This is a genomic window from Sulfurifustis variabilis, assembly GCF_002355415.1.
In the GTDB taxonomy this organism is placed as follows: Bacteria; Pseudomonadota; Gammaproteobacteria; order Acidiferrobacterales; family Sulfurifustaceae; genus Sulfurifustis; species Sulfurifustis variabilis.
The window spans coordinates 2,827,132-2,852,995 of record NZ_AP014936.1 but is presented as its reverse complement, the minus strand read 5'-3'; the positions used below and the strand labels follow the sequence as shown (position 1 = coordinate 2,852,995).

Sequence of the window (25,864 nt, the reverse complement as noted above, 5' to 3'; positions counted from 1 at the left end):
CGCAAACGCGTCGGCGGCGCGTATCGAAACAAAGCCCTCGTCGAGGGCGGGGCGGATTCCCGAGGCTCCGCCTCTACTTTCCGCGACGTGCCTGCGATCAAATGGGTGACGAAAAGGCTCCGAGGCCGTGCCCGTGCCAGCATGAAGGCGGTCGTCCTGATGCTCGTCGCCGTCGTCGCGGCGGCGTCGTACCTGCCGCTGATCCGCAGGGAGGCCTGGTGGATCCGGGTCTTCGACTTTCCGCGCCTGCAGATACTCGCGCTCGGTCTCGTCGCGCTCGCCGCGCTCGTCTGCTTCCGTGACCTGCGCGCCGGGAGCGGAGCGCTCGCGCTCGCTGTCCTCCTTCCGGCCCTGCTGATCCAGGTCCATCGCATCTATCCCTACACGCCGGTCGCCCCCAAGGAGGTGATCGCCGCGCGCGATTTCCGACCCGAGGAGACGCTGGCCCTGTTCGTGGCGAACGTGCTCATGGGCAATCGTGAATCCGGCCGGCTGCTCGACCTCGTCCGCGCCTACCGGCCGGACGTCGTTCTGCTGCTCGAGCCCGACGCCTGGTGGGAAGAGCGGATGCGCGCGCTGGAAGCGTCGTATCCGTACGCGGTCAAGGACCCGCGCGACAATCGCTACGGCATGCTGCTGTACTCGCGGCTGCCGCTGGTCGATCCCGAGATCCGGTTTCTGGTGCGGGAGGGCGTTCCGTCCATGCACATGCGCATACGGCTGCGCTCCGGCGCGGCCGCGTGGCTGTACTGCATTCACCCCGAGCCGCCGTCGCCGACCGAGGCGGAGACGTCCGCCCCGCGCGATGCCGAGCTGCTGATCGTCGGGCGCGAGGTCAAGGACCGGGATGCGCCCACGATCGTCACCGGCGACCTCAACGACGTCGCCTGGTCGTACACCACCACGCTCTTTCAGAAAACGAGCGGCCTGCTCGATCCCCGGAAGGGGCGGGGCATGTTCAATACCTTTCACGCCCGGATCCCGCTGATGCGCTGGCCGCTCGATCACGTCTTCCACTCCAACCACTTCCTCGTGGCGGAGCTGCGGCGCCTGCCCGCGTTCGGGTCGGATCACTTCCCGTTCTTCGTGCGGCTCGCGTTTCGACCCGATGTCGCGACGGTGCAGGAGGAGCCCTCCGCCGGCGCGGAGGATCGCGAGGAGGCCGACCGGAAAATCAGGGCGGGGCGGGAGGCGGAGCGGTCAGGGCCCCCGCCCGCCGGAGACTAGCGGTAGAGCAGGACCGCGTCGCGTTCCGCGCGCCACGCCTGTTCGTCGGGCGAAGCGAGCGCATCGAGATCGGCGGGGGTCGCCTCGGTGTCGTCCACCCACTCGCGCAGCCGCTCCGTGCCGTTGATGAGGTCGATCGCGAGCCGGTCGTGCTCGTACTCGTAGGGAAAATCGCGCCACAGCGGATAGTCCGGGCGCAGGGCCCGCAGCGCCTTGAACGCGAGGGCCTGCAGCCGCCACGGCCGGAACGCCTCGTGCGCGTAGGCCGGGTCGTCGACGTGGATCTGGATGCCGGCGCAGAGCGCGCCCGCGTGCTTGTGGAAGGTCGGCTCGAACCGGCACTCGCGCAGCCGGCAGCCGCGCAGCCACGAGGGCGCGAGCGCCTGCATGCGGGCGATCAGCTCTCGCGGCGCGAGGTCCGGCGCGCCGAACAACTCGAGCGGGCGCGTCGTGCCCCGGCCCTCCGACAGCGTCGTCCCTTCGAGCATCACGGTGCCCGCGTAGCAGCGCGCCATCCAGAGGTTCGGCGCGTTGGGGCTCGGGTTGATCCAGGTGCGTTCGCCGAGCGGCCAGCCGTATCCGGGTCCCGCTTCGGGCTTCCAGCCCTCCATCGTCACGACCTCGCACTCGACGTCGAGGCGCAGCGAACGCATGAACCATTTCGCGAGCTCGCCCAGGGTGAGCCCGTGACGCATCGGGAGCGGTCCGGCGCCGACGAAGCTCTCCCAGCCGGCGCGCAGGGTGACACCCTCGACCGGGCGGCCCACGGGGTTCGGCCGGTCGAGCACCCACACGGCCTTGCGGTGCGCCGCCGCGGCTTCGAGGACGTAGCGGAGCGTCGTAATAAAGGTATAGATGCGGCAGCCGAGGTCCTGGAGATCGACGAGGAGCACGTCGTAGCTGTCCATCATCGCGTCGGTCGGCCGGCGGACCTTGCCGTACAGGCTGTACACCGGGATCCCGTGGACCGGATCGGTGTAGTCGGGCGATTCGATCATGTTGTCCTGCTTGTCGCCCCGCAGCCCGTGCTGGGGACCGAAGGCGGCCGTGAGCCGGACGTCGCCGAGGGCGGCCAGCGCGTCGAGCGCGTGCACGAGCTCGCGCGTGACCGATGCGGGGTGCGCAAGCAACGCCACGCGCCGGCCCGCGAGCGGCCTGCGCAGCCGGGCGTCCTCCAGCAGACGGTCAATCCCGAACTTCATCGAGCTCCAGGGCGAATGCCTCGGGGTGATGGAAATCGGGCGCGTCGAGCGGATGGCGGAGCGCCCAGTAGGAGAGCGCGCCGTCGCGATCCTCGACGACGGCGGAGAGCCCGAGCCTGACGTGTGCGCCGAGGCAGCCCGGCGACAGGCGGTCGAGTCGCATCACCGCGTCGAGCTCGAGCCTGTCTCCGCTTCGGCAGACGGTGACGTGCGGATCGAGCGCCTCGCGATCGCAGCCGGCATCGAGGTCCTGTCGTTCCCGGGGCCTTTTGAACCGGTAGACCGCCCACTCGCCCGAAGGCGAAAAGTTGAACTCGCAGTAACCGGGTTCGCCGCGAACGGCGACGAAGGCTTCGCAGCAGGTGTGGCGCCAGAGGTCGTCGGCGAAGCCTGGCGCCTTCGTCTCGGGTACGCGCACCCGATCGAGGTCCCCTTCGAGGACATACGTCACGAGCATGCCACCCGGTACCGGGGACACGCGGCCCCCGACGGCGCGCACCGCCCGGCTTGGCGTTGCCGGATGAGGCGTCAGCGCGAACGAATGGACCCGAGGGGCCGGCATCGGCGAAAGCGTACCAAAACCGCGGCGCCGGCGGATATATATAGATGGCGCTCGCCCGCATGCGGGGCGAAGGCGGTTGCGCGCGCTCCAGGCGATGAGGTTGAATGACCGGTCCTTCGAGCCATGCTTGCCGGATTCCTTTTCCCATGCCGACCCTTCGCTTCGACAACGCCTTCGTGCGCGACCTGCCCGGCGATCCCGAAACCGGTACGCAGCGGCGGCAGGTGCACCGCGCGCTGTACTCCCGGGTCCACCCGACGCCGGTGGCCGCCCCGCGGCTGGTCGCGTACTCCCGGGAGATGGCCGACGCGCTCGGGCTGGATGCCGCGTACCTCGCTTCGCCGGAGTTCGCGCAGGTGTTCGGCGGCAACGCGCTGCTGGACGGAATGGAGCCGTACGCGGCGAACTACGGCGGCCACCAGTTCGGCGTCTGGGCGGGACAGCTCGGCGACGGGCGGGCCATCACGCTGGGCGAGGTGCTCGGCGCGGCGGGCGAGCGCTGGGAACTGCAACTGAAGGGTGCGGGTCCGACGCCGTACGCGCGCATGGCGGACGGCCGCGCGGTGCTGCGCTCCTCGATCCGCGAGTTCCTGTGCAGCGAGGCCATGCACCACCTCGGCGTGCCGACCACGCGGGCGCTGAGCCTGGTGACGACCGGTGAGCAGGTCGTTCGCGACATGTTCTACGACGGCAATCCGGTGCCCGAGCCCGGGGCCGTCGTCTGCCGCGTCGCCCCGTCGTTCATCCGCTTCGGCAGCTTCCAGCTCCCGTCGTCGCGCGGGGACGTCGCGCTGCTGAACGAGCTCATCGACTTCACGATCCGGCGGGATTTTCCGGAGCTCGGCGGCGACCCCGGGAGCCCGGAGGTGCGCGCGGAGTGGTTCGGCCAGGTGTGCGAGCGCACCGCGCGGACGGTGGCGGCGTGGATGCGCGTCGGCTTCGTGCACGGCGTGATGAACACGGACAACATGTCGATCCTCGGCCTCACCATCGACTACGGTCCGTACGGCTGGATCGACGACTTCGATCTCGACTGGACGCCGAACACCACCGACGCCCAGGGCCGCCGCTACCGCTTCGGCAACCAGCCGCAGATCGCCTACTGGAACGTCGCGCAGCTCGCGAACGCGCTGGTGCCGGCCTTCGGCGACACCGAAGCGCTGGAGTCGGGGCTCGAGCGCTTCGTGACGACGTACACCGCGGCCGACCGCGACAACGTCGCGCGCAAGCTGGGACTGATCGCGTGCCGCGACGACGACCTCGAGCTCATGCACGCGCTCTACGCGCTGCTCCATTCCGCCGAGGTCGACATGACGCTCTTCTTCCGGGGGCTCGCGGACCTCGATCTCGCCGCGCCCTCGCTCGCGCCGTTCGCGGAGGCGTTCTACGACGAACGGAAACGAGAGGCGGCCGTAGGCCCCTTCAACGAGTGGTTGTCGCGCTATGTCGCCCGGGCGCGCGAGGACGGGACGCCTCACGCCGAGCGGTGCGCGCGCCTGCACGCCGCCAACCCCCGTTACGTGCTGCGCAACTACCTCGCCCAGCAGGCGATCGACCGGGCAGAGGCGGGCGACTACGCCGGCATCCACGAGCTGCTGGATCTGCTGCGCCGGCCGTACGACGAACAGCCGGGGCGGGAACGCTTCGCGCAGCGCCGGCCCGACTGGGCGCGGAACCGGGCGGGCTGCTCGATGCTGTCCTGCAGCTCGTGAGCCGCGACTGCCGAAACGCGGTGTTCGTACGTCAGAGGGTCAATGCGGGAGCTTGCCGCAGATTTTGTTGACCGCGCGATAGCACGCGCAGGCTGCGCGTTCGAGACCGCGGCGATCGAGCACCGTGATGTGGCCACGCTTGTAGCTGATCAGTTTCTTTTTCTGCAGCAGGCTCGCTGCCCTGGTGACGCCGGCCCGTTGTACGCTCAGCATCTGTGCGAGGAACTCCTGCGTCAGGTAAAACCGATCCGACTGCGCGCGGTCATGCGTCATCAAGAGCCAGCGCGCGAGACGCGGCCCGAGCTGATGGCGGCTGTTACAGGCGGCGGTCTGCGACACTTGCACGATGAAGCTGTAAAGATAACGGTTCAGCTCCCGTCGCAAGCCCGAGCTGCGGGCGGTCTGACCTCGAAACGACGCGGCGGTCATGCGCAATGCGCTGCCCGAACCCTGGACCAGCGCGCGCACCGACGATATGTTCACGCCCAGGAACAGCGGCATCCCGGCGACCCCCTCGCGCCCGACCATGCCCACTTCCACGCCGGGAGGACGATCGACCGGGGTCAGCAGGGAAATCAGGCCGCTGGTGGGAAAGTAAACGTGTTCGATGCGCTGGCCCGGCTCGCACAGCACCTCGGCATACGTCAGTTCGACGGCTTTGCACTTCGTCAGTACTCGCTGACGGTCAGCGCGTGGGAGGGCGGCGATCAGACGATTCGCGGGAGGGGCACGCTTCAGGGATGACATGGGATCTCCTTCGCCTGCTTTACCAAGACGGCACAAGGAGGGAGGGCGAGGCCGATCCCGATGTCGAGTTCAAGTCTGCTTGGTCGACACACTATACACCCGCATGCCACCCTCGTCCGGGGAGCCGGGGAATTTTTATGCTCTCTCTGTGCGCGACCGTACAGAGCCGCGGCCGCCTTCGGCGTAACGTCACGGGCATCGCTCATCCCGGCGCACGGCGCTTCATGCGCGACCGCCGCTTATCCGCGTGCAGTGACGGGAGTAGCACATATGGACCAACCCGAATACGACCGAAAGCCACCGATGTCAGTCGCCGGGTTGTCGCTCCGACTCTTGGACGTCGTTACCCCGACTTCTCCGCCGCGGAAAGAACAGAGCACTCCCCCACCGATCGATCGGGATGGCGATGGTAAAGATGGCACGGAGGAGGATGAGGACGACTCGCGAGACGAACGCAGACAGGATGAATCCTTGCGCTACATGGGCCAGCCGGTGTCGCCCGTGGCTCGGCCAAGACGCAAGTAGCGAACCGCGTCGTTACGCGATGAGATCAGAAGGACGAGGCGCGATTCCGTTTTCGCGCATTCTTGTTTGGCGACCTGCCAACGGAGAACGTCTCACTTATCGCGTCGGCGCATGGTCGCCCGTTTTGGCGCGGTACATCGCGACGTCGGCCTGCTTCAACAGTTCCGAGCGATTTGGCGCGTCAACCGGAAACACGGCGGTGCCGATGCTGACGGTCATCGTCACCTCGACCCCGTCCACGAAATAGGGCGCGGCCAGGCGCGTGCGGATTTTCCGCTCCACGCTGGCACAGCACTCCGCGCCGTCGATCTCCGGCAACATCACGACGAATTCATCCCCGCCGTAGCGGCAGGCGGTGTCGGCGCTGCGGATGCATGCGACCAGTCGCTCTGCGACCGTCTGCAACAGTTTGTCTCCCGCTGCGTGGCCGAGTTTGTCATTGACCGCCTTGAATCCATCGAGATCGATCAGCAACAGCACGACCAGCTTGCGCTGGCGCACGGCCTGGGCGATCGCCTGGTTGAGACGGTCCAGCAATAACCGGCGGTTCGGCAGGCAGGTGAGCTCGTCGTGATAGGCATCGTGATGGGACCGAGCCTCCCGGTCGGCTAGCAGGGCGAGCTCGCACCGCAGACTGGCATTGCCTTCACTCAGCCAGACAATCTGTTGTTGCGCCGTCCGGAGCTGTTCTTCCATCGCTCTGAGCGCACGTTCCGTGCGGGCCGGCGCGTGGACTGGCTGTGGGGTGTCGAGCGATGAAGGCGTGGTTTGGGTTTCTGTCGCTGTTGCTTCACGGGTGCTGGTTGCGGACCGTAGCGCCATGGCTTCCTCCGGCGGGATTATTAGAGTGCACGTGCCAATACGGCGGGCAGGATAAGCGGCGGCGTTGCGCTCGGTCCGTGCGCTATCGCACATAGCGCGCCTCTGATAAATCGGGCGCGATTGCGGCGCTGTCCGAGGGTTAACCAGTAGAGCGGCCCGCGAGTATGCATAAAGACCGTTCTTTTCGCGGTTCCGTTTCTGATACGCTTGACCCCGCGATGCATCCATCGACGCTACCCTCGAGGCACTTGTTGGGGATTACCCCTAATGTCTGACTCGAACAACCCCGATCGAAATCACGTCCTGGGCGCTCTGCCGCCCGGAGATCGCAGGCGCCTGTTCCCGCAGCTGGAGCTGGTGCCACTGCCGCTGGGCGGCGTGCTCTACGAATCCGGCACGGAGCTGCAGCACGTTTACTTTCTGACGGATGGCATCGTGTCGTTGCTGTACGTGATGCAGAACGGGGCGTCCGCGGAAATTGCGGTGGTGGGCAATGAAGGGGCGGTCGGCATTTCGCTGTTCATGGGCGGAGAGAGCACGCCGAGCCGGGCAGTGGTGCAGAGCGCCGGTCAGGCGTACCGGATGAAGGCCGATGTCTTGAGAAAGGAATTCGCTCGCGGCGGGGAGTTGCAGCATCTGCTCCTGCGCTACACCCAGGCGCTGATCACCCAGATGGCGCAGACCGCCGTGTGCAATCGCCACCACTCGGTGGAGCAGCAACTTTGCCGCTGGCTGCTGCTGAGCCTCGACCGGCTGCCCTCGAACGAGCTGACCATGACGCAGGAGCTCATCGCCAACATGCTCGGCGTGCGCCGCGAAGGCGTCACGCACGCGGCCGGCAAACTGCAGGAAGCAGGACTGATTCGCTACAGCCGCGGCCACATCGTGGTGACCGATCGGCCCGGGCTGGAGGCGCGCGTGTGCGAGTGCTACGCGGTGGTCAAGAAGGAATCCGATCGGTTGCTCGGCGGATTTGAAAACTACAAGCACCAGACCAAAGAGTCGGAGTAACGGCTTCCATATGCGCCACTCCGACCGCATTACGGCCGGCGTTTCCGTCAGCGACTGGAGACCGGCGTCAGCGTCTGCGTCAACACCTCAAGGTCGGCGATCGTCGCATCCAGCGCGCGTGCGGCGGCGCCGCCGGCTTGATTCGCATTCTGCACGACCGCCGTGCCTGAGACGGCCGCGACGCCGTTCGGCGTGAGATCGTTGCCGACGACCTGCTTGACATCCTGCAGGTTCGCAACGAAGGGCGCGAACGCCTCGCGCGCCTCCGCAAGTGATCGGTCGATGTTCTGGATGCGCTCCAAGGCCTGGGCGTGCCGTCTCTCGCTCAAGGCCTTGAGCTCCGGGTCCTGCACCTCCGCCTGCGACTTCCGCCAACCCGCGAGCCATTCGGCGCTTCGGGTCTGCAGCTGCCGCGATTCCTCGTCCACCGTCGCTGCCTGTTCCGCGATCTTGTCGGTGTCCTTGGCGAACTGCTGGTAGGTCGCGGGGAGGCGGTCCGGCGAAGCACTCGTCAGCCCATTGAGCGACGCCAGCGTCTTGTCGATCTGTCCCCGAATCGCCACCATCGAGTCGTGCAGGTCGACCAGGGACGCTTCTTTGCGCTCGACCGGCGTACTCGCGCAGCCGGCCACCGAAACGGCAACCACGACGATGACGCCGACCCAACTTGTTTGTCTGTCCATGACGACTCCTTTATTTCCCTTTTCCGCTCTTGAGCATGATACATCGTGCGATCGGGTGAAATGCGCGGTGTGGAGTTCCCAATGGCCCGACGATGAGCACCCTGAAAGAAGCCCATCGACGAGGGAGAACGAGTGTTCAGGCGCGGTCCGAGCTCGTGCCGCTTCCGTAGTAGCTGCGGACTCTCTTTACCCACGAGGGGTCCGACATGTCGGGCCACTTGCTCTTGTCGAATCCGGGGGCGTCCTTGAGCCGTGCCCTGTCAACGTCGAGCAGGAAGCCTTTGTGCTCCGTATCCAGCGTCAATGCTTCCCACGGCACGGCGAAGAGCTTGTCCCCCATGCCGAGGAAGCCGCCGAAAGACAGCACCGCGTAACTGACCTCGCCGGTACGCGTGTCCAGCATGATTTCCTTGATGTCGCCCAGTTCTTCATCCTGTTTGTTGCGGACATGGTCGCCGATGAGCGTGCTGGCGCCCATCAGTTCCGGTCCAGGCCCGTGACGCATATCGGGTCCACGCACATCGTTGTCTGTCGCTCGCTCTGCCACTTTGGTGTCTCGATCCTGGTCGGTCATGTTTGTGTCTCCTGTCACCACGACTGCGCGCGCGGGCTTTCCGCGCCGCTACCGAAGAAATTCCGAAACTGAACTCGTTTGCGGTTCATCGCGGATTGCCGGCGGGGTCAGTGTCTCTTGATGTCATCCTTGACGTCGCCATACCCGGCCTGGATTCGTCCGCCGGTTTTCTCGGCCCGTCCTTTCTCCTCCAGCGCCTTCTTGCCGAAAAGCCTGCCGGTGATCTCCTTGACCTTGCCGCTGGCTTGGCTGATTCGACCTTTGAGCTGATGCGTGTTTATGACTGCCTCCGGACGACGGACTTCATGCGGGATAACCCATGATCTGAAACTGGCCACACAGTATGCGCGCGGCGGCACCCTTGATCTGTACGGTGACGCACATAGCTTTGCACCCGTGTAAGACTTACGATTCTCCATCGGTCGTGCGTCTTGTCCGTATCATCCAGGGTCGGCGCGTGTAACGAGTTCGTTCGGTTCGAATAGCGGGTAGACTGGACAGAACGGTCGGGCTGCTCGAGAGCGTGCGGGTTTTTCTGCGGCAGATGCGAGCTTGCGCGGGAGCTCGATGAACGAGTCGACCATTCGGAAGTCGGCGCTGCGTCCGGAGGATCGGGGTCCACCGAGGGTTCGCTGTGGAGCGTGGTTTGCCGTATTACTGCTTGGGAATCTTGCCGCGGTTGCCTCTACCCCGTCCCTGTGCCCAGGCATCCACGTGCAGGTTTTGGGCATAAGAAGCAGTGCGGGAACCGTAGCGTGTGCGCTTTTCGAATCACCCGATGGTTTTCCCACCGAGTTTCTGCGCTCGGCAACGAATGTCATGGTAATAAAGATTCGCAACGAACAAGCGCGCTGCACCTTTGAAGACATTCCGCCGGGATCGTATGCGATAGCCGCCATTCATGATGAGAATATGAACGGCGAGCTCGACACCAACTGGCTGGGAGTCCCGAAGGAAGGCTACGGCTTTTCAAACGACGCAAAAGCGTCGTTCGGCGCGCCTTCGTTCTCCGCCGCCAGCTTCCTGTACGACGGGCGCGACCTGGGTCTGACCATCCGCTTGCATTACTGACGCTCGTTGTGTGAACACTGTAGATTTCCTTCAATCCGGCATACTCATTAACGGTGGCAGCACCTGAGCGTCCGCGCCTATCGGAAGACACGGCTCTTGGAAAGCCTTCGAGCCGGTCGCTGTGAGTGAAGATCGGCCGGCTACAACCGATCTCGCTCGACTGCCGAAGGAGCTTGTCGACCGGCTGACCCGACCGTTTGCATGGTTCTTGCGCATCGAGGCGGCCGGCGGCGCCGTTCTTCTGTTGTTCACCGTCGCTGCCCTGGTTCTGTCCAACTCCCCGTGGGGCCATCTTTTCCTGGACGCCTGGGAAACCCGGATAGGTCTTCAGTTCGGCCCGTTGGAGTTCGGCCGTTCGCTGAGAGACTGGATCAACGACGGGCTGATGACGCTGTTTTTCTTTGTCGTCGCCCTGGAGCTCAAGCGAGAGCTGGTCCTGGGCGAGCTGAACAACCCGCGCATGGCGGCGCTGTCGATTGCCGCTGCCCTGGGCGGCATGTTCGTGCCCGCGGCGTTGTATCTGATGCTGCAATGGGGCCAGCCGGGCGAGGCGGGTTGGGGCACCGTCATGGCCACCGACACCGCGTTCGTCATCGGCTGCCTCGCGCTCCTGGGATCGCGCGTTCCCCAAAGCCTGCGCGTGTTCATGCTCTCGCTCGCGATCGTCGACGACATCGGCGCCATTCTGGTCGTGGCCATCGGTTACAGCAGCCACATCGCGTGGGGCGCGCTCGCCCTGGGCGCGCTTGGCGTCGCCGTCGTGCGCGCCATGGCGCTGACGGGCGTCCGAAGCATTCCGGTCTACTTCGCGGCGGGCGGCGTCATCTGGCTCGCCGTCGACTCATCGGGGATCCACGCCACGGTCACGGGTGTGATACTCGGGTTGATGACGCCGGCCCGCCGATGGGTCAGCGACGAGCGCTTGTATGCGATCCTGGGCGGAGTGGTGGCGCATCCAGCCGGTGACGAGGGAAGCGGCGACACGAAGGATCGGCGGACACTGCAGGTGGCCGAGATCGCGGCGCGCGAAACGCTGTCTCCGGTCGAGCGGCTGGAGATCAGTCTGCATCCCTGGGTCGGTTTCGTCGTCATGCCGCTCTTTGCGTTCGCCAACGCCGGCTTCCCGCTGTCTTCGGGCGACGTCGACGCCTCTATCACCTTCGCCGTGTTCGTCGGGTTCGTTCTCGGCAAACCCGTCGGGGTGCTGGCGTTCGGCTGGCTGGCGGTGCGTTCGGGCATCGCGATACGCCCCCCGGATCTCGATTGGCGCTTGCTGGCGGGCGGCGGTCTGCTCGCCGGGATCGGCTTCACGATGGCGCTGTTCATCGCCCACCTGGCGTTCAGCAAGGATCTGATCGACAGCGCCAAACTGGGCATCTTCCTCGCATCGGCCGTCTCCGCGGGGGCCGGCCTCGCGCTGCTGACGTGGTTGTCCGCGCGCCGAAAGCCAGCCGACCGGGATCGCGGGTGACGCCTTGCAATCGGGACGTCCGTTCCCGTCCCAGCGGGGACCGTCTGGATGGTTTTTTGATCTGTATCAACGTGGCCCCGGAACGGGGACAATATTGTCTATCGTGCAGAGTGGGTGTGGTAATGCCCGCATGCCCGCTGTAGCGTCCGAACATCTGGATTGCCATCACAGGGGACCCACCGGTTGATCAGCGATTCGGACGATCAGGACAACGCCAAGCGTCCGGAGCGTCCGGCACCCACCCTGGTGGTCGGTGTCGGCGCCTCCGCGGGCGGGCTCGACCCGTGCAGGAGGCTCCTCGCCGACGCGCCCGCCGACAAGAACATCGCATTCGTCGTCGTCCTGCACCTGGCTCCCTCGCAGGAAAGCCACGTCGCCGCGATCTTTAAGACGGTCACCCGCATGGCGGTCACGCAGGTGGCCGGAAGGGAACGCATCGAGCCCAACCACGTCTACGTCATCGCGCCGGCCACCTCGCTCGGCATCCGCGACGGCATCCTGGAGGTCGGCGAACCGGCCAAGCCGCACTACAAGGCAAGACCCATCGATGCCTTCTTCTCCGCGCTGGCAGCGGATCAGCGGGATCGCGCGGTCGGCATCGTGCTCTCCGGAACCGGCAACGACGGGGCGGCCGGTCTCAAGGACATCCGCTCGGCGGGCGGACTGTGCCTCGTTCAGGACCCCGGGACGGCCGAGTACGACGGCATGCCGCGGAGCGCCGTGGAAACCGGTGCGGCCGATGCCGTCGTGCCCGCCGAAGAGATGGGCCGGATACTCCTCGAATACGCCGGGGCTCCGGGCGTTCGCCCGCGCGTTCGGGAACCGGCCGAACGACGGACGAGCGAGGAGCGCGCCGAGGGGCTCGACGCCATCCTGGCGCTGCTCGGCAACCGGTACCGGGTGGACTTCCGCGACTACAAGAAGAATACGCTTGAGCGCCGCACGCAGCGACGCATGGGTCTGAAGCAGATCGCCGACTGGCAGGACTATCTCGCGTACCTGCGTGCGCACCCCGAGGAGGCGGAGGCGCTGTACAGCGACGTCCTCATCGGCGTGACGCGGTTCTTCCGCGATCCCGAGGAGTGGAAATTTCTCGAACAACAGGTCGTGCCGGAACTGCTCGCGAGCCACGACGCCGACGCGCCGGTCCGAATCTGGTCGGCGGGGTGCGCGACGGGCGAGGAGGCCTACAGCCTCGCGATGGTCTTTCTCGAGCATATCGAGCGCGCGGGCGGCCGCTTGAAGCTGCAGGTGTTCGCCTCCGACGTGAGCCATGAGGCCCTCGCGTTCGCGCGGCGCGGACTCTATCCGGCCGGCATCGAAGAAGATGTTCCGCCGGAGCGCCTGCGCCGGTTTTTTCGTCGCGTGGGCGAGCATTTTCAAATGGACCGCGACTTGCGCGAGCGGGTGACCTTTGCGGCGCACAACCTGCTGGCCGATCCGCCGTTCGCCGGCGTCGACCTGGTGAGCTGCCGGAACGTGCTCATCTACCTGGAGCCGCACGCGCAGGAACGGCTGCTCGACCTGTTTCACTTCTCGCTGCGGCCCCATGGCGTGCTGTGGCTCGGCAGCGCCGAGACGATAGGTGGGCGGAGCGCCAGCTTCAACGAGATCACCGGCAAACACCGGATGTACCGATCGGTCGGGCGCGCGCGACCCGAGCGGTACCGTGTTCCCCACTGGGTGGCCGAGCGAGGGCCGATCCATGGACTTCCGCCGGAGCCGGCGGGACCGCCGACGGCGCCGCAGATCGCCCGTCGCCTCGAGCAATGGGTTCTTCAGCGCTATACCTCGGCCTGCGTGGTGATCGACCGGAATCTCCGCATCCTCTACTTCTTCGGACCGACGGGCGAGTACCTGACGCAGCCGGTGGGCGAAGCCCGGATGGACCTGCTCTCCTGGGCGCGGCCCGGGTTGTACGCGAAGCTTCGGACCGGGCTGGCCGACGCGGTGGAGCACGGGCACAAGGTGACCGTCACCGGCATGCGGCGCGAGCGCGATACCGGAAGCGCGCGCGTCGACGCCACGATCGAACCGACCACGCCCGTGCCCGGCGCCGACGGATTGTTCGTCGTTACCTTTCGCGACGTCCCGAAGCCGGCGCGAGTCCGCCCGCCGGCCGAGGGCGGAGCGCCCGCCGAGGCGCTCGTGCATCAGCTCGAGCAGGAGCTACAGGAGGCGCGCCAGGAACTGCAGACCACGGTCGCGCAGCTCGTGAACGTCAACGAGGAGCATTATGCGAGTCACGAGGAGCTCCTCTCGCTGAACGAGGAGCTGCAGTCGAGCAACGAGGAGCTCGAGACGTCCAAGGAGGAGCTGCAGTCCCTGAACGAGGAGCTGACGACCACCAATCGCCAACTCGAGGAAAGGAACACGGAGCTGCGCACCATCACCTCGGATCTCAACAACCTGCTGGTGAGCGCGAACGTCCCCACGCTGTTTCTGGATCGGCAGCTCCGCATCCGGCGCTTCACGCCGGCGTGCACCCAGGTCATGCGCGTCGTCCCGACGGACGTCGGCCGTTCGTTCGAGCACGTCAAGATGCAGGTCCGCGACGACGACCTGCTCGCGGATGCCGGGCGCGTGCTGGAGAATCTGGCGCCGATCGAGGCCGAGGTAACGACCGACGACGGTCGGTGGTTCTTCCGGAGAGTGCTTACCTACCGCTCGGACGAGGAACGCGTCGACGGCGTGTGCATCACGTTTCACGACATCACGGCGCAGAAGCGGGCGGCGGCCGAGATCGAGGACGCGCGGCTTTTCGCCGAGGCCATCATCCGGACGTCCCGCACGCCGCTGCTCGTCCTCGATGCGGAACTCCGCGTCGTTTCCGCCAACGAAGCCTTCTACGAGGCGTTCCAGGTGAGCGACAGGGAAACGGAGGGGCGCAGGATCTACGACCTGGGCAATCACCAGTGGGATATCCCGAAACTGCGACACCTGCTGGAGGCCCTGCCCGCGGAGCGGGCCGTGCGGAGCTACGACGTGGAGCACGTGTTCGACAGCATCGGCTGGCGCGCCATGCGGCTCAACGCCGACCTGATGAAGCGCGCCAGCCAGCCCGACCTCATTCTCGTGTCGATAGAGGACGTCACGGATCTGCGCAAGGCCGAGCTGGCGGCGCAGCGGCGGGCCGACGAGCTGGCGGAGGACCATCGCCGCAAGGACGAGTTTCTCGCGATGCTGGGACACGAACTGCGGAACCCGCTGGCCGCGCTCGCAAACGGCCTCACTGTCCTGCGGGCGGCGGGCGGCGAAGCGGATGTCGTCGAGCGAACGCTCGCCATGATGGCCCGGCAGACCCGGCGCATGACCGCGATGCTCGACCAGCTCCTGGACGTCGCGCGGGTCAGCTCGGGCAAGTTCGCGCTGGCGCAGGAGGCGGTCGACGTCGTCGACGCCGCCACTGCCGCCGTCGAAACCGTGCAGCCGATGCTCGAGTCCGCCGGGCACGAGCTGACGGTATCTCTCCCGCCGAAGGGGACCGCGCTTGTCCTTGGCGACGGTGTTCGACTGGTGCAGGTTGCGGAGAACCTTCTGGGGAACGCGGTGAAGTACACCGAGACCGGCGGCCGGATCTGGCTTACGGTCTCTGCCATCGGCGACACGGTAAAGCTCTCGGTCCGGGACACGGGCATCGGGCTCGAGCCGGACATGCTCGATCACGTCTTCGATCTGTTCACGCAGGCCTCGCGAAGTCTCCACCGCGCCAAGGGCGGCTTGGGGCTCGGCCTGCCGCTCGTGCGCAGCCTCGTGGAGATGCATCGGGGACACGTGGACGCGTACAGCGCCGGGTTGGGCCAGGGCAGCGAGTTCGTCGTCACGTTGCCGCGGCTGCACATCGGTCAGGTCCCGCGGCCCCGCGACGGAGAAGCCGGACTTCCCGCGGTTCTTTCCCGGCGAGTCCTCGTGGTCGAAGACGAGAATGACGCCGCGCAGTCCCTCGCGGACCTCCTGACGATCCGCGGGCACGACGTCCGCACGGTGCCCGACGGCCTCGCGGCACTGGATACGGCGCGCGCCTTCAAGCCCGACGTCGTGATTCTGGACTTGGGACTGCCGAAGATGGACGGCTACCAGGTTGCCCGGAAGCTCCGCGAGGAGCAGGGCAAGCGGATGCTTCTCGTTGCCCTGACCGGCTACAAGAAGGACGCGGCACGCCTGAGCGAGGCCGGATTCGACGAGCACCTGCTGAAGCCGCCCGACCTGGCGAAACTGCTGGACCTGCTCGGTGCCATCGACGACAGGTCGCTCGGAGATGTTCCGGAGCCCCGCGCAGCCCACGACTGAGAACGCCGTTCCCGCCGGTACCCGGCCACCGGTTGCCGCGCGCTGCGCGCCGGGGGAACAGTTTCTCCTTACCGTCTCCGCCCGCGGACGGCCCAGGCACGGGCGACGAGGTCGATGGAGCCGCCCGAGGTCCGTGGGAGCGTCGAGCGGATGCGTTCCCGCAGGGCTGCCCGGCGTCCCTCCTCCAACGACATGACATAGCCGGGCGCCGGCCCCTGGCCGCCGAGGAACGGGGACCAGTAATCGTCGAAATCGCGAAAGCGGGTCGGAATGTCGATCGGGCGCACCTCCACGTCGGTCAACCCGGCCTGCGCCATGACGGCGGCCAGCGGCGTCGGGTGACAGATCGGGAAGCGCCGGCCCTCGTCGAGCGATTCGGCGTCCGGGTCGAGCGCCACCGCCGCATCCCAGAAGTAGCGCATCAGCTCCATCTTTCCGGCGTAATCCCAGACGTAGGCCGCCACGGCGCCGCCCGGGCGAACGACGCGCGTCATCTCGGCGAGCGCCTGGACGGGCTCCGGGACGAAGTTCAGGAGCAGGCCGGCGACGGCGGCATCGGCGCTGCCAGTTTCGCGGGGGAGGGAACGGGCGTCGCCGACTTCGAAGCGTACGCCCGGGTGCGCGACGCGGCTTTTGGCGTACTCGACGAAGCCCGGCGAGGCGTCGATGCCCACGATCGATCTCGGATTCCGCGTTTCGGCGATCGCGTGGAGGAGGGCTCCGGTACCGCAGCCCACGTCCACCCAGTCCCGCTGTTCGGGCACCGCCAACCACGCCACGAACGCCCGGGCCACCTGCCGGCTCCAGCGCCCGACATAGGGCTCGTAGAGATCGCCGGCGGCCCAGACGTCTCGATGTCGAGGCTGCTGTTCCGTGGCCGCCTCCTCTCCGAATTCAGGTCGGGTCCGTTCCGAAGTTATACGCCGCGGCCGGGGCCCTGCCCAGCCCGGTCGAACGCGTACATGGCGTGTCGCCGACCGCGGGCCGATCGACTCGCGCTGTTTCGACGGTCGTGCGCTTGTCGGCGCGCGGCAGGGCGCCCGGGCGCTCCGGGGCGGGGACCCTCTTTGTCATCGGGTGGGTCTTTAGGCATTATGCCTTGCCCGGCGCACCGTCGGCCCAAGGCGATCCGGCTGCCCGGCTCTGATTGCGAGTGCTTCGATGACCCCTAGCCCGACCGGCGTGCCGCTGCTCGACGAAGCGCGAGCCGCCTTCCTCACGCGCCGCGTCGCGATCAACGTCGCGTCGTGCAGCGCTGAGCTCGTGCCCTCGGTCTCGCGCGCGGTCGGATGTCGCGTCTCGCCGGATCGCCGCCGGGTTACGGTGTTCCTGTCGGTCCCCCGCTCGACGGCGTTGCTCGACGACCTGCGCGCGGGCCGCGGCATCGCGGTGGTCTTCAGCCTGCCGAGCACGCACGAGACGATCCAGCTCAAGGGCGCGCGGGCCGCGATCGTCCCGCTCGAGGACGGCGACCGCGAATGCATGAAGGCCTACGCGGCGAGCTTCATCGACGAGCTCCGCCACCTCGGTTACCGCGATCCCTTCGCCACGGCGATCATGTCCGCCGTCGGCGAAGACGCCACCGGGGTGGAGTTCGAGCCGACCGCGGCGTTCCTGCAGACGCCCGGCCCGACCGCCGGCCGGCGCCTGGAGCCCGCTCCGTGAAACTCACCCCGGGCGCGATCCGCCGCTGCCTCGAGGGCGCGGTGCCTTCGACCATCGCCACCTGCGCCCCGGACGGCACGCCCAACGTCGCCTATCTCTCGCAGGTGCATTACGTCGACGAAGAGCACGTGGCGCTCTCGTACCAGTTCTTCAACACGACGCGCAAGAACATCCTCGTCAACCCGCGCGCGACCGTGCAGGTGGTGGACCCGGTCACCGCCGCGCACTACCGCCTGCATCTCCGGTATCTCCGCACCGAGACCGCGGGGCCGCTGTTCGAGAACATGAAGGCGAAGCTGGCCGGCATCGCCTCGCACACCGGGATGAGCAAGGTGTTCCGTCTGCTGGGCTCGGACATCTACGCGGTCCTCGCCATCGAAGCCGTCCTCGGTCCCGCGGCGACGGTGGCCGAGCGGGATCAGCACCTGCTGCCGGGGTTGCGCGCGTGCCTCTCGGGGCTCGCCGGGTGCGAGGACCTCGCGCGGCTGTTCGACGCCGCGCTGCAGGGGCTCAACAGGCATTGCGGCATCCGGCACGCGATGCTGCTCATGCACGACGAGCGCCGGCGCCGGCTGTACACGGTCGCCACGCGCGGCTACCCGGAGTCGGGCGTCGGATCGGAGATCGCCGTCGGCGAAGGCATCATCGGCGTGGCCGCCCGGGAGCGCACGCCCATCCGCATCGGCTACGCGGCGCGCGAGTACCTCTACAGCCGGGTCATGCGCCAGGGCTTCGCGGACAGCGCGTCGGTGGACGACCTGGAGACCGAGATTCCCTTTCCGGGTCTGCCCGACTCGAGCAGCCAGCTCGCCGTGCCGCTGACGGTCGGCTCCCGCCTGCTCGGCATGCTCTACGTCGAAAGCCCCGAGGAGCTGCGTTTCACGTACGAGGACGAGGACGCGCTGGTGCTGCTCGCGAGCCACCTCGCGCTGCGCACGGAGCTTTTGTCCCACGCCGCCGAGCAGCAGGAGGAGCCGGCCGAGGCCGCGCCGGCGCCGGAGGTCGTCGACGGCCGGCCGCTCGTGATCCGGCATTTCGCCGCCGACCACAGCGTGTTCATCGACAGCGACTACCTCATCAAGGGCGTCGCCGGCGCGATCCTGTGGAAGCTCGTTCGCGACTTCGTCGAGGCCGGACGAAGCGAGTTCACCAACCGCGAGCTGCGCCTCGATCGCTCCCTGCGCCTGCCCGACATCACGGACAACCTCGAGGCCCGCTTGATTCTCCTGCAGCGCCGGCTGGCGGAGCGCAGCCGCCTCCTCGCCATCGAGAAGACCGGGCGCGGCCGTTTCCGGCTGAACGTCCGGCGGCCGCTGCGCCTCGAGGACGCGCCCGGCCGCTGACCGCGCGGTCGCCGCGCCCGTCGTGGCGAGGACAGAACGCGCGCTTTCTCCGCAACGGCCTAGGCGATCGCCGCGTTCCGTCGCATTTCCCGCCCCTCGCCGACGAGATCCAGCGCGGCGCGCACGACGGCCTCCGGCTGCGGCACGGCCGCCTGCTCGAGCGCCCACGACGACGCGGCCGGCGCGTCGGGCCCGGTCAGTCGCACGACCGGAGCGCGGAGCGCGTCGAAGGCCCGGGTGACCGCGAGCGCCGCGATCTCCGCCGCGATGCCGCAGAGCCCGCTCGCCTCGTGCACGACGACGAGGCGCCCGGTCTTGCGCAACGAACGCAACACGGTCGCTTCGTCCAGCGGCTTGAGGCTGCGCAGGTCGATCACCTCCGCCGAGACGCCCCGCGCCTGCAACTGCTCGGCGGCCTGCAGGCAGGTCGCGACGGTCTTCGCGTAGCTCACGAGCGTCACGTCGCCGCCCGGGCGGCGCACCGCGGCCTCGCCCAGCGGCACCACGTGGTCGGCGTCCTCCGGCACCTCGCCTTCCCGGTGGAGCAGCCCGATGTCCGTGAAGAAGAGCACCGGGTTCTCGTCGCGGATCGCGGCCTTGAGGAGGCCCTTGAAGTCCGCCGCCTCCGAGGGCATCACGACCTTCAACCCGGGCGCGTGGACGAACATCGCCTCGAGGTTGTGGTTGTGCTGCGCGCCGACGCACCAGCCGCTGCCGGTCAGGCTCATCGCGACCATCGGGAACGCGAACTGCCCGTTGGAGATGTGGCGGAGCTTCCCGGCGCTGTTGACGAGGGCGTCCATCGAGTACGTCAGGAACGGGGCGAAGAGCAGGTCGATCACCGGCCGCAGGCCGCTCGCGGCGGCGCCGACGGCCGTGCCGGCGATGATGGCCTCGGCGAGCGGCGTGTTGCGCACGCGCGCCGCGCCGAAATCCTGCACGAGGTCGCGGCGCTTGGTCGCGACGCCTTCGCCCATCAGCAGGACGCGCGCGTCGCGGTGCATCTCCTCGCGCAGCGCCCGGTGCAGGGCCTGTTCCGCTGTCATGCGGGGCATTCGGTCCTCCTCGTTCAGGCGTAGACGTGTTCGGTCAGGGTTTCGGACGCGGGCCAGGGGCTGGCGTGGGCGAACGCCAGCGCGGCGTCGAGGCGCTCGTCGATCCGGCGCTTCAGGGCGGCGAGGCCGGCGGCGTCGACGACGCCTTCGGCGACCAGGCGCGCGGTCTGGACGCCGATCGGGTCGCGCTCGCGCCAGCGCGCAAGCTCGGTCGCATCGACGTACGATTGATCGTCGGGCTCCACGTGACCGCGCAGGCGATAGGTGACGAGCTCCAGGAACCGCGGCCTTCCGTCCGCGCGGATGCCGGTGACCGCGCGGACCGCCGCGGCGCGCACCGCGTCGACGTCGTTGCCGTCGACGCGCTCCACCGGCAGACCGTGCCCGCGCGCCCACGAGGCGATGGCGTCGTCGCGCATGGTTTCGAGGCGATGCACGAAGGCCTGCCACTGGTTGTTCTCGCACACGAAGAGCAGGGGCAGCTCCCACTGGACGGCGAGGTTCACCGCCTCGTGGAAGATGCCCTCGCACGCCGCGCCGTCGCCGAAAAAGACGGCGACGACGCCGCCCGGCTCGCCGTGGCCCATCTGCTGCGCCAGCGCGACGCCCGGCGCCATCGAGAGCTCGCCGCCGACGATCGTGGACGTGAGCACGACGCCGAGAGCGCTTGCCGAGATGTGCAGGCTGCCGCTTCGGCCGCCGCAATAGCCGTCGCGGCGGCCGAGCACCTCGGCGTAGAGCCTGCCCGGCTCGGCGCCGCGCGCGAGGAGGTGGCCGGCGCTGCGGTGGTTGGTCACGATCCGGTCGCGCGCGTCGAGCGCCTCGATCACGCCGACGGCGCATGCCTCCTGGCCGACGCTGGTGCAGGTCCCCGGGGCGCCGTTGCGCTGGAGCTCGGCGAGCCGCTCCTCGTACGCGCGGATCAGCATCATGGTTTCGAGCCGCCGGAGGCCGTCCTGGTCGGAGTCCGAGCTCGTCTTCGATGGGCTCATGGCGTTTCTCCGTGTCTAGCGGCTGGCGCGCTTCGGCAGGTTCTTCGGCACGAACTCGAAGTACGGCGTGGCCACCGGAACCCCGGGGCCGGCCGCGGCGGGCGCCGGCTCGCCCGACGGTCCCAACGCGTGGAGAAAGCGATACATCGCAATCAGATCGCCGTCGGTCATGTCGCGCAGGTTGAACCAGGGCATCGGCGGGCGCATCGGCTGGCGGACGCGCGCGAGCCACTGCGCCTCGCTCATCTGCTGCGCGTACAGGCGGAGGTTGACCGGATAGCTCGTTCCCCACGGGCCCTGGAAGCCCACGGTGTTGCCCGTGAGCCAACGGTCCCGGGGCACGTTGCCGGCCCTCTCCGGGTAGTTCGGCGTGTGACAGTCGTGGCACCCGCCGACCTGGAACAGGTAGCGGCCACGGTCGAGAACGCTTTGTTCGGACGGGGGCTCGCCCGCCTGGGCGGACGCCGACAGGGCGGCGAACAGCAGCAGGGAAGGCCGCAACGAACGGGATTTCATGGGGGCTCCTCGACAAGTGGTGGATTGCACGGCGCAGAGCTTAGGTCCGTGCTTCGGAGGCCGTTGCTAAATGTTGGCTCAGGAATCCCTAAATATTTCTTAACCCGCCCCGGACGTTCTTCCCCGGGGCGGGCGCCCGGCCACGGCGTCGCACGACCGGCGCGTAATGGATGGGGGACCAGGCGGGTCTATTCTTGGAACGGCGGCCTCCTCCGGCCCCGTACGCCGACCATGAGCGCCAGCCACGACGCATTTTTCGCACGCCCGAGCCGCGGCGCCGTGCTGCGCACGGCGGCGATCGCGCTGCTCGTCGGGGGCGCGTTCGCGTTCGGTTACCGCTACGTCGTCGCGACCGGCGTGGAGGAACTCGAGGCGCCTCGGCCGGCGCCGGCCTTTACGCACCGCGACGCGTCCGAGTGGATCAACTCGCCGCCGCTCGACCTTCGTGCTCTACGCGGGCGGGTCGTGCTGCTCGATGTGTGGACCTTCGACTGCTGGAACTGCTACCGCTCGATCCCGTGGCTGAAGGGCGTGGAGAGCCGGTACGCCTCGCGAGGGCTGCAGGTGATCGGGGTGCACAGCCCCGAGTTCGACCACGAGCGCGATCGAAGCGCCGTCGAAGGAAAGGTGAAGGAGTTCGGGATCGGGCACCCGGTCATGCTCGACAACGACTTTTCCTATTGGGATGCGCTCAACAACCGGTTCTGGCCTGCCTACTATCTCATCGACCGGCGCGGGGACATCCGCGCCTACTACGTCGGCGAGACGCACGCGGGCCAGGCGCGCGCCCGCGCGCTGGAAGCGAAGCTGGAGGAACTGCTCGGGGAGCCGGCGCCCGGCCGGTGAGTCGGGAAAGCGCGCGTCGTTCGTGCTCCGCCCGGCGCCGTCGCGGGCAGCCCGGGCGCCGCCGCCGGCAAGGTCGGGTCGCCCGTATTGCGAAACAGCCCGGAAGCTGGCACCGTGCGATCCGGTTCGCCGGCTCACCGCGCGAACGACAATAACAACCCTTTCTCGAGCATGCTCATGCGAAAGCCCTTGGCCGGCACGCGACCGTTCGGCGCGCTGCTCCTCTGTTGTCTTTGTCATACCGCGCTGGCGGATCGGGTGGCCGACATCACGGAGGTGTACGCGGCGGCCGGCGTGCCGGGGCAGGAGCGCGAACCGCCCGCCGGTTGGCGCGCGGTCGTCGGCCTGGGCCTGGCGAGCGCCGAGGAAGTCGTCGGCGACGGAGAGCGCCGCACCCTCGTGCTGCCGGTCCTCCTCATGACCTACGACGACTGGGCCTACTGGAGCATAGCCGGGGGCGGCGTGTGGATACGCTCGACCGACCGCTCGTTGCACCTCGGCGTGGGCGTCAAGCTGCACGCGGGTTGGCGACCGGAAGACGACCCGCTCCTCGCCGGCATGGACAGACGCGACACGTCCGTGGACGGTTCGCTGAACCTCCTGTGGAAGACGCCCGTCGTGGACGTGGGCCTCAATTACTACCGCGACCTTCTCGACGTCAGCGACGGTTCCTTTGCGTCGCTTCGGCTCTCGCGCACGTTTCTCGTCGACCCGAGGATCCGACTGACGCCGAGTCTCGGCGTCGAACGGCAGAGCGACGAGCTCGTGGATTACTACTACGGCGTCCGGCCGTCGGAGGCGACGTCGTTCCGCCCCGCTTACGACGGACGAGCGACGGTCAACGTGACGCTCGGGCTGACGGGTGCCTACCTGTTGAACCGGGGCTGGTCGCTGCTCGGGGCCTTCCATGCCACCCGCTTCGGCGACGGGGTGGCGGACAGCCCGATCGTCCCGGACCGGACGTCGCGGCTGCTGTTTTTCGGCGCGGTCAGACGGCTCTGACGCGGCGGCCCGGCGGGCAGCGGCGTGCGACTGTCCGGATTCCCGCGGAGGCCGCCCGCCGGTTGCGCCCCGATCCGGACCCGGCGCGGTCGAAATCGCGACCCCTTGTTCGTCGCACTCCACGGACGGCAAGCGCGGGAATGGCGTTAAACTTCATCCGATGCGACCGATGCTCTCCATTTCGGGATTGACCAAGACGTACGCCTCGGGCCTCCAGGCGCTGAGGCACGTGGATCTCGAGATCCGCCGGGGCGAGATCTTCGCGCTGCTCGGGCCAAACGGCGCGGGGAAGACCACGCTCATCAGCATCGTCTGCGGGATCGTGACGCCGACCGCGGGCACGGTTCTCGTCGACGGCCACGACATCGCGCGCGACTACCGCGCCGCGCGCGCGAAGATCGGCCTGGTACCGCAGGAGCTCCATACCGACATGTTCGAGACGGTCTGGGCCACGGTCAGCTTCAGCCGGGGCCTCTTCGGCCTTCCGCCGAACCCGGTGCACCTGGAGAAAGTGCTGCGCGACCTGTCGCTCTGGGGAAAGCGCAACGACAGGATCATGACCCTGTCGGGCGGCATGAAGCGGCGGGTGCTGATCGCCAAGGCGCTCGCGCACGAGCCGGAGATCCTGTTTCTCGACGAGCCGACGGCGGGCGTGGACGTGGAGCTGCGCCGCGACATGTGGGCGCTGGTGCGGCGGCTGCGCGACAGCGGCGTGACCATCATTCTCACCACGCACTACATCGACGAGGCCGAGGAGATGGCGGACCGGATCGGCGTCATCAACCGGGGCGAGCTGATCCTGGTCGAGGCCAAGGCCGAGCTGATGAAGAAGCTCGGCAAGAAGCAGCTGACCCTGCATCTGCAGGAACCGATGGCGGCGATTCCGCCCGGCCTCGGCGGGTGGAACCTGACGCTCCACAACGGCGGCAGCGAACTGGAGTACAGCTTCGACGCGACCGAGGAGGGCACCGTCATTCCGGCGCTCCTGCGGCGGATAAGCGACCTCGGGATCGAGTTCAAGGACCTCAACACGCGCCAGAGCTCGCTCGAGGACATCTTTGTCAGTCTGGTGAGCGAACGAACATGAACGCGGCAAGCGGGACCCTGCGGTTCAACCGCCACGGCGTGCTGGCGATCTACAAGTTCGAGATGGCGCGCTTCCGGCGGACGCTCTGGCAGAGCCTGGCGACGCCGGTGATCATCACCTCGCTCTACTTCGTGGTGTTCGGCGCCGCGATCGGCTCGCGCATGGGCCAGATCGAGGGCGTCACCTACGGCTCCTTCATCGTTCCCGGGCTCATGATGCTGTCGCTGTTCACCGAGAGCCTGAACAACGCCGCGTTCGGCATCCACATGCCGAAGTTCACCGGGACCATCTACGAAGTCCTGTCGGCGCCGGTGTCGGCCTTCGAGGTCGTGCTCGCCTACGTCGGCGCGGCCGCGACCAAGTCCGTCATCCTCGGGCTCGTGATCCTCGGGACCGCGAGCCTGTTCGTGCCGATCCACGTCCTGCATCCCGCCTGGATGATCGCGTTCCTCGTGCTGATCGCGGCCACCTTCAGCCTGGCCGGGTTCATCATCGGCGTATGGGCTAAGGGCTTCGAGCAGCTGCAGTTCATCCCGATGCTCGTCATCACGCCGCTCACCTTCCTCGGCGGCGCCTTCTATTCGATCGACATGCTGCCGCCGGGATGGCGCACCGTGAGCCTCTTCAACCCGATCGTCTACGTGATCAGCGGCTTCCGCTGGAGCTTCTACGGGACGTCGGACGTGGGCGTCGGCGTGAGCCTCGCCATGATCCTCGGCTTCCTCGCGGTCTGTCTGGCGCTCGTGTGGTGGATCTTCCGGACCGGATACCGGTTGAAGAGCTGACCGCGGCCGGGGGCAGGCAGGGCCGCGCGTGACGCGGAACGGCAAGTCGTGTGCCGCGCCCGGCCGCGCGCGGTCCCGCACGCCGGCCGTCACAGCGTCGGGTGGTCGCGGTCTCCCGTGTCTCCCTTCGGCAGCGAAAACTGGAACGACTGCGTGTACGGCGGTTTTTCGCCCCTTTTGTACGCCTCGTACAGCCGCGTGTACTCCTGGCGCGCTTCGGCGACCGTGCGCTTGCCGGTGACGATGTCGTGCGCGAGGTTGATCGCCACGAAGTTCATCGAGGTGCCGCCGCAGCGCGCCGAGAGCTCGCCCTTGGTGCGTTCCGCGATCACGCTGCCGTCGAACTCCGCGAGCGTCGAGTACTTGTCGACCGGCACCTTGTAGTCGATGAACTGCTCGAGAAAGTCGGTGTGGTGCGACGGGAAGTCGTGCGGCACCTCGTCCCTCGCCAGTTCCGTCCGCTTCCATCCGTCGCGCGTGTTGCGCCAGATCAGGCGCGACGGGGAGTACTCCTCCGGCTCTCCGTAGTATTCGACGAGCCTGCGCGCCGACGCCTGCGGTTCCTTGGGCCAGCCCTTGATGATGTTTTCCAGCGCCTGATTCATCGCGTTGCCTCCTTGGCTTCGCCCCGCCGGGAGCGGGGCCGTTGGTCCTCGCCTGCTCCCCGTTTTTGACC

At 67.7% G+C, this 25,864-nt stretch carries 24 protein-coding genes; 12 read left to right on the top strand and 12 right to left on the bottom strand.

What is annotated here, in order from left to right; all coding sequences use genetic code 11:
- The first annotated feature begins 141 nt into the window (after nt 1–141).
- Nucleotides 142–1,227, top strand: coding sequence for an endonuclease/exonuclease/phosphatase family protein (locus SVA_RS13775; protein ID WP_096461765.1), 1,086 nt, complete (start codon nt 142–144; stop codon nt 1,225–1,227).
- Here SVA_RS13775 and SVA_RS13770 read toward each other — a convergent pair.
- Together SVA_RS13770 and SVA_RS13765 are read right to left on the bottom strand one after the other, a co-directional pair.
- Nucleotides 1,224–2,429: an exo-beta-N-acetylmuramidase NamZ family protein gene (locus SVA_RS13770; RefSeq protein ID WP_096461764.1), complete on the bottom strand. Its 1,206-nt coding sequence runs from the start codon at nt 2,427–2,429 to the stop codon at nt 1,224–1,226. The genes SVA_RS13775 and SVA_RS13770 overlap by 4 nt on opposite strands.
- Nucleotides 2,413–2,907 carry a DOMON-like domain-containing protein gene (locus SVA_RS13765; RefSeq protein WP_148665483.1) on the bottom strand — a complete coding sequence of 165 codons (495 nt, stop codon included), beginning with the start codon at nt 2,905–2,907 and terminating at the stop codon, nt 2,413–2,415. The genes SVA_RS13770 and SVA_RS13765 overlap by 17 nt, the downstream gene beginning before the upstream one ends.
- Nucleotides 2,908–3,137: 230 nt before the next feature.
- Between SVA_RS13765 and SVA_RS13760 the strand changes: the two genes are divergently transcribed.
- On the top strand, nt 3,138–4,703 hold the full coding sequence (locus SVA_RS13760) for a protein adenylyltransferase SelO (protein ID WP_096461762.1): 1,566 nt from the start codon (nt 3,138–3,140) through the stop codon (nt 4,701–4,703).
- 39 nt (nt 4,704–4,742) lie between these two features.
- Here the strand turns inward: SVA_RS13760 and SVA_RS13755 are convergent, their stop codons facing one another.
- Together SVA_RS13755 and SVA_RS13750 are read right to left on the bottom strand one after the other, a co-directional pair.
- Nucleotides 4,743–5,450: a Crp/Fnr family transcriptional regulator gene (locus tag SVA_RS13755; RefSeq protein ID WP_096461761.1), complete on the bottom strand. Its 708-nt coding sequence runs from the start codon at nt 5,448–5,450 to the stop codon at nt 4,743–4,745.
- 621 nt (nt 5,451–6,071) lie between these two features.
- Nucleotides 6,072–6,797: a GGDEF domain-containing protein gene (locus SVA_RS13750; RefSeq protein ID WP_169924106.1), complete on the bottom strand. Its 726-nt coding sequence runs from the start codon at nt 6,795–6,797 to the stop codon at nt 6,072–6,074.
- 267 nt (nt 6,798–7,064) lie between these two features.
- Here SVA_RS13750 and SVA_RS13745 point away from each other — a divergent pair, with 267 nt between their 5' ends.
- On the top strand, nt 7,065–7,808 hold the full coding sequence (locus SVA_RS13745) for a Crp/Fnr family transcriptional regulator (protein ID WP_096461759.1): 744 nt from the start codon (nt 7,065–7,067) through the stop codon (nt 7,806–7,808).
- Between the two features lie 47 nt (nt 7,809–7,855).
- Here the strand turns inward: SVA_RS13745 and SVA_RS13740 are convergent, their stop codons facing one another.
- The 3 genes from SVA_RS13740 to SVA_RS13730 all read right to left on the bottom strand — a co-directional run bounded on the left by SVA_RS13740 (nt 7,856) and on the right by SVA_RS13730 (nt 9,403).
- Nucleotides 7,856–8,455 carry a DUF2959 family protein gene (locus tag SVA_RS13740; RefSeq protein ID WP_169924105.1) on the bottom strand — a complete coding sequence of 200 codons (600 nt, stop codon included), beginning with the start codon at nt 8,453–8,455 and terminating at the stop codon, nt 7,856–7,858.
- A 172-nt stretch (nt 8,456–8,627) separates the two neighbouring features.
- Nucleotides 8,628–9,065 carry a PRC-barrel domain-containing protein gene (locus SVA_RS13735; protein WP_096461757.1) on the bottom strand — a complete coding sequence of 146 codons (438 nt, stop codon included), beginning with the start codon at nt 9,063–9,065 and terminating at the stop codon, nt 8,628–8,630.
- Between the two features lie 107 nt (nt 9,066–9,172).
- Nucleotides 9,173–9,403: a CsbD family protein gene (locus tag SVA_RS13730; RefSeq protein WP_197703214.1), complete on the bottom strand. Its 231-nt coding sequence runs from the start codon at nt 9,401–9,403 to the stop codon at nt 9,173–9,175.
- A gap of 229 nt (nt 9,404–9,632) precedes the next feature.
- Here SVA_RS13730 and SVA_RS13725 point away from each other — a divergent pair, with 229 nt between their 5' ends.
- The 3 genes from SVA_RS13725 (at nt 9,633) to SVA_RS13715 (ending at nt 15,897) form a co-directional block, all read left to right on the top strand.
- The gene (locus SVA_RS13725) at nt 9,633–10,136 is read left to right on the top strand and encodes a DUF2141 domain-containing protein (protein ID WP_096461756.1); all 504 of its coding nucleotides are present in this window, start codon (nt 9,633–9,635) and stop codon (nt 10,134–10,136) included.
- A gap of 121 nt (nt 10,137–10,257) precedes the next feature.
- A complete protein-coding gene (gene nhaA, locus SVA_RS13720; RefSeq protein ID WP_096461755.1) occupies nt 10,258–11,607 on the top strand; it encodes a Na+/H+ antiporter NhaA in 1,350 nt (449 codons plus the stop codon).
- A 183-nt stretch (nt 11,608–11,790) separates the two neighbouring features.
- Entirely contained in the window at nt 11,791–15,897 is a 4,107-nt protein-coding gene (locus SVA_RS13715) for a CheR family methyltransferase (protein ID WP_169924104.1), read from the top strand.
- Nucleotides 15,898–15,965: 68 nt separating this feature from the next.
- Here SVA_RS13715 and SVA_RS13710 read toward each other — a convergent pair whose 3' ends face one another.
- On the bottom strand, nt 15,966–16,691 hold the full coding sequence (locus tag SVA_RS13710) for a class I SAM-dependent methyltransferase (RefSeq protein WP_197703212.1): 726 nt from the start codon (nt 16,689–16,691) through the stop codon (nt 15,966–15,968).
- Nucleotides 16,692–17,058: 367 nt separating this feature from the next.
- On the opposite strand from SVA_RS13710, the gene SVA_RS20055 reads away from it, so the two are divergent.
- Nucleotides 17,059–17,562: a hypothetical protein gene (locus tag SVA_RS20055; RefSeq protein ID WP_197703211.1), complete on the top strand. Its 504-nt coding sequence runs from the start codon at nt 17,059–17,061 to the stop codon at nt 17,560–17,562.
- A complete protein-coding gene (locus tag SVA_RS13705; RefSeq protein WP_197703210.1) occupies nt 17,559–18,905 on the top strand; it encodes a GAF domain-containing protein in 1,347 nt (448 codons plus the stop codon). The genes SVA_RS20055 and SVA_RS13705 overlap by 4 nt, the downstream gene beginning before the upstream one ends.
- A 59-nt stretch (nt 18,906–18,964) precedes the next feature.
- Here SVA_RS13705 and SVA_RS13700 read toward each other — a convergent pair whose 3' ends face one another.
- Genes SVA_RS13700 through SVA_RS13690 form a run of 3 tightly spaced genes read right to left on the bottom strand, consistent with a single transcriptional unit; the run spans nt 18,965 to nt 21,468 of the window.
- Nucleotides 18,965–19,960, bottom strand: coding sequence for an alpha-ketoacid dehydrogenase subunit beta (locus SVA_RS13700; RefSeq protein WP_096461751.1), 996 nt, complete (start codon nt 19,958–19,960; stop codon nt 18,965–18,967).
- A gap of 14 nt (nt 19,961–19,974) precedes the next feature.
- Complete coding sequence (locus SVA_RS13695; protein WP_096461750.1) at nt 19,975–20,952, bottom strand: thiamine pyrophosphate-dependent dehydrogenase E1 component subunit alpha; 978 nt, start codon at nt 20,950–20,952, stop codon at nt 19,975–19,977.
- 15 nt (nt 20,953–20,967) lie between these two features.
- Nucleotides 20,968–21,468: a cytochrome c gene (locus SVA_RS13690; protein ID WP_096461749.1), complete on the bottom strand. Its 501-nt coding sequence runs from the start codon at nt 21,466–21,468 to the stop codon at nt 20,968–20,970.
- Between the two features lie 231 nt (nt 21,469–21,699).
- On the opposite strand from SVA_RS13690, the gene SVA_RS13685 reads away from it, so the two are divergent.
- The 4 genes from SVA_RS13685 to SVA_RS13670 all read left to right on the top strand — a co-directional run bounded on the left by SVA_RS13685 (nt 21,700) and on the right by SVA_RS13670 (nt 25,188).
- Nucleotides 21,700–22,314 (top strand): redoxin family protein, encoded by a 615-nt coding sequence (locus SVA_RS13685; RefSeq protein ID WP_096461748.1) that lies wholly within the window; start codon nt 21,700–21,702, stop codon nt 22,312–22,314.
- Nucleotides 22,315–22,491: 177 nt separating this feature from the next.
- A complete protein-coding gene (locus SVA_RS13680) occupies nt 22,492–23,316 on the top strand; it encodes a MipA/OmpV family protein (RefSeq protein ID WP_169924103.1) in 825 nt (274 codons plus the stop codon).
- 160 nt (nt 23,317–23,476) lie between these two features.
- On the top strand, nt 23,477–24,403 hold the full coding sequence (locus SVA_RS13675) for an ABC transporter ATP-binding protein (protein ID WP_096461746.1): 927 nt from the start codon (nt 23,477–23,479) through the stop codon (nt 24,401–24,403).
- Nucleotides 24,400–25,188, top strand: a complete 789-nt coding sequence (locus SVA_RS13670; protein ID WP_096461745.1) for an ABC transporter permease — start codon at nt 24,400–24,402, stop codon at nt 25,186–25,188. Before SVA_RS13675 ends, SVA_RS13670 begins: the two co-directional genes overlap by 4 nt.
- A gap of 89 nt (nt 25,189–25,277) precedes the next feature.
- Here SVA_RS13670 and SVA_RS13665 read toward each other — a convergent pair whose 3' ends face one another.
- Nucleotides 25,278–25,793, bottom strand: coding sequence for a hypothetical protein (locus tag SVA_RS13665; protein ID WP_096461744.1), 516 nt, complete (start codon nt 25,791–25,793; stop codon nt 25,278–25,280).
- Nucleotides 25,794–25,864: the final 71 nt, after the last annotated feature.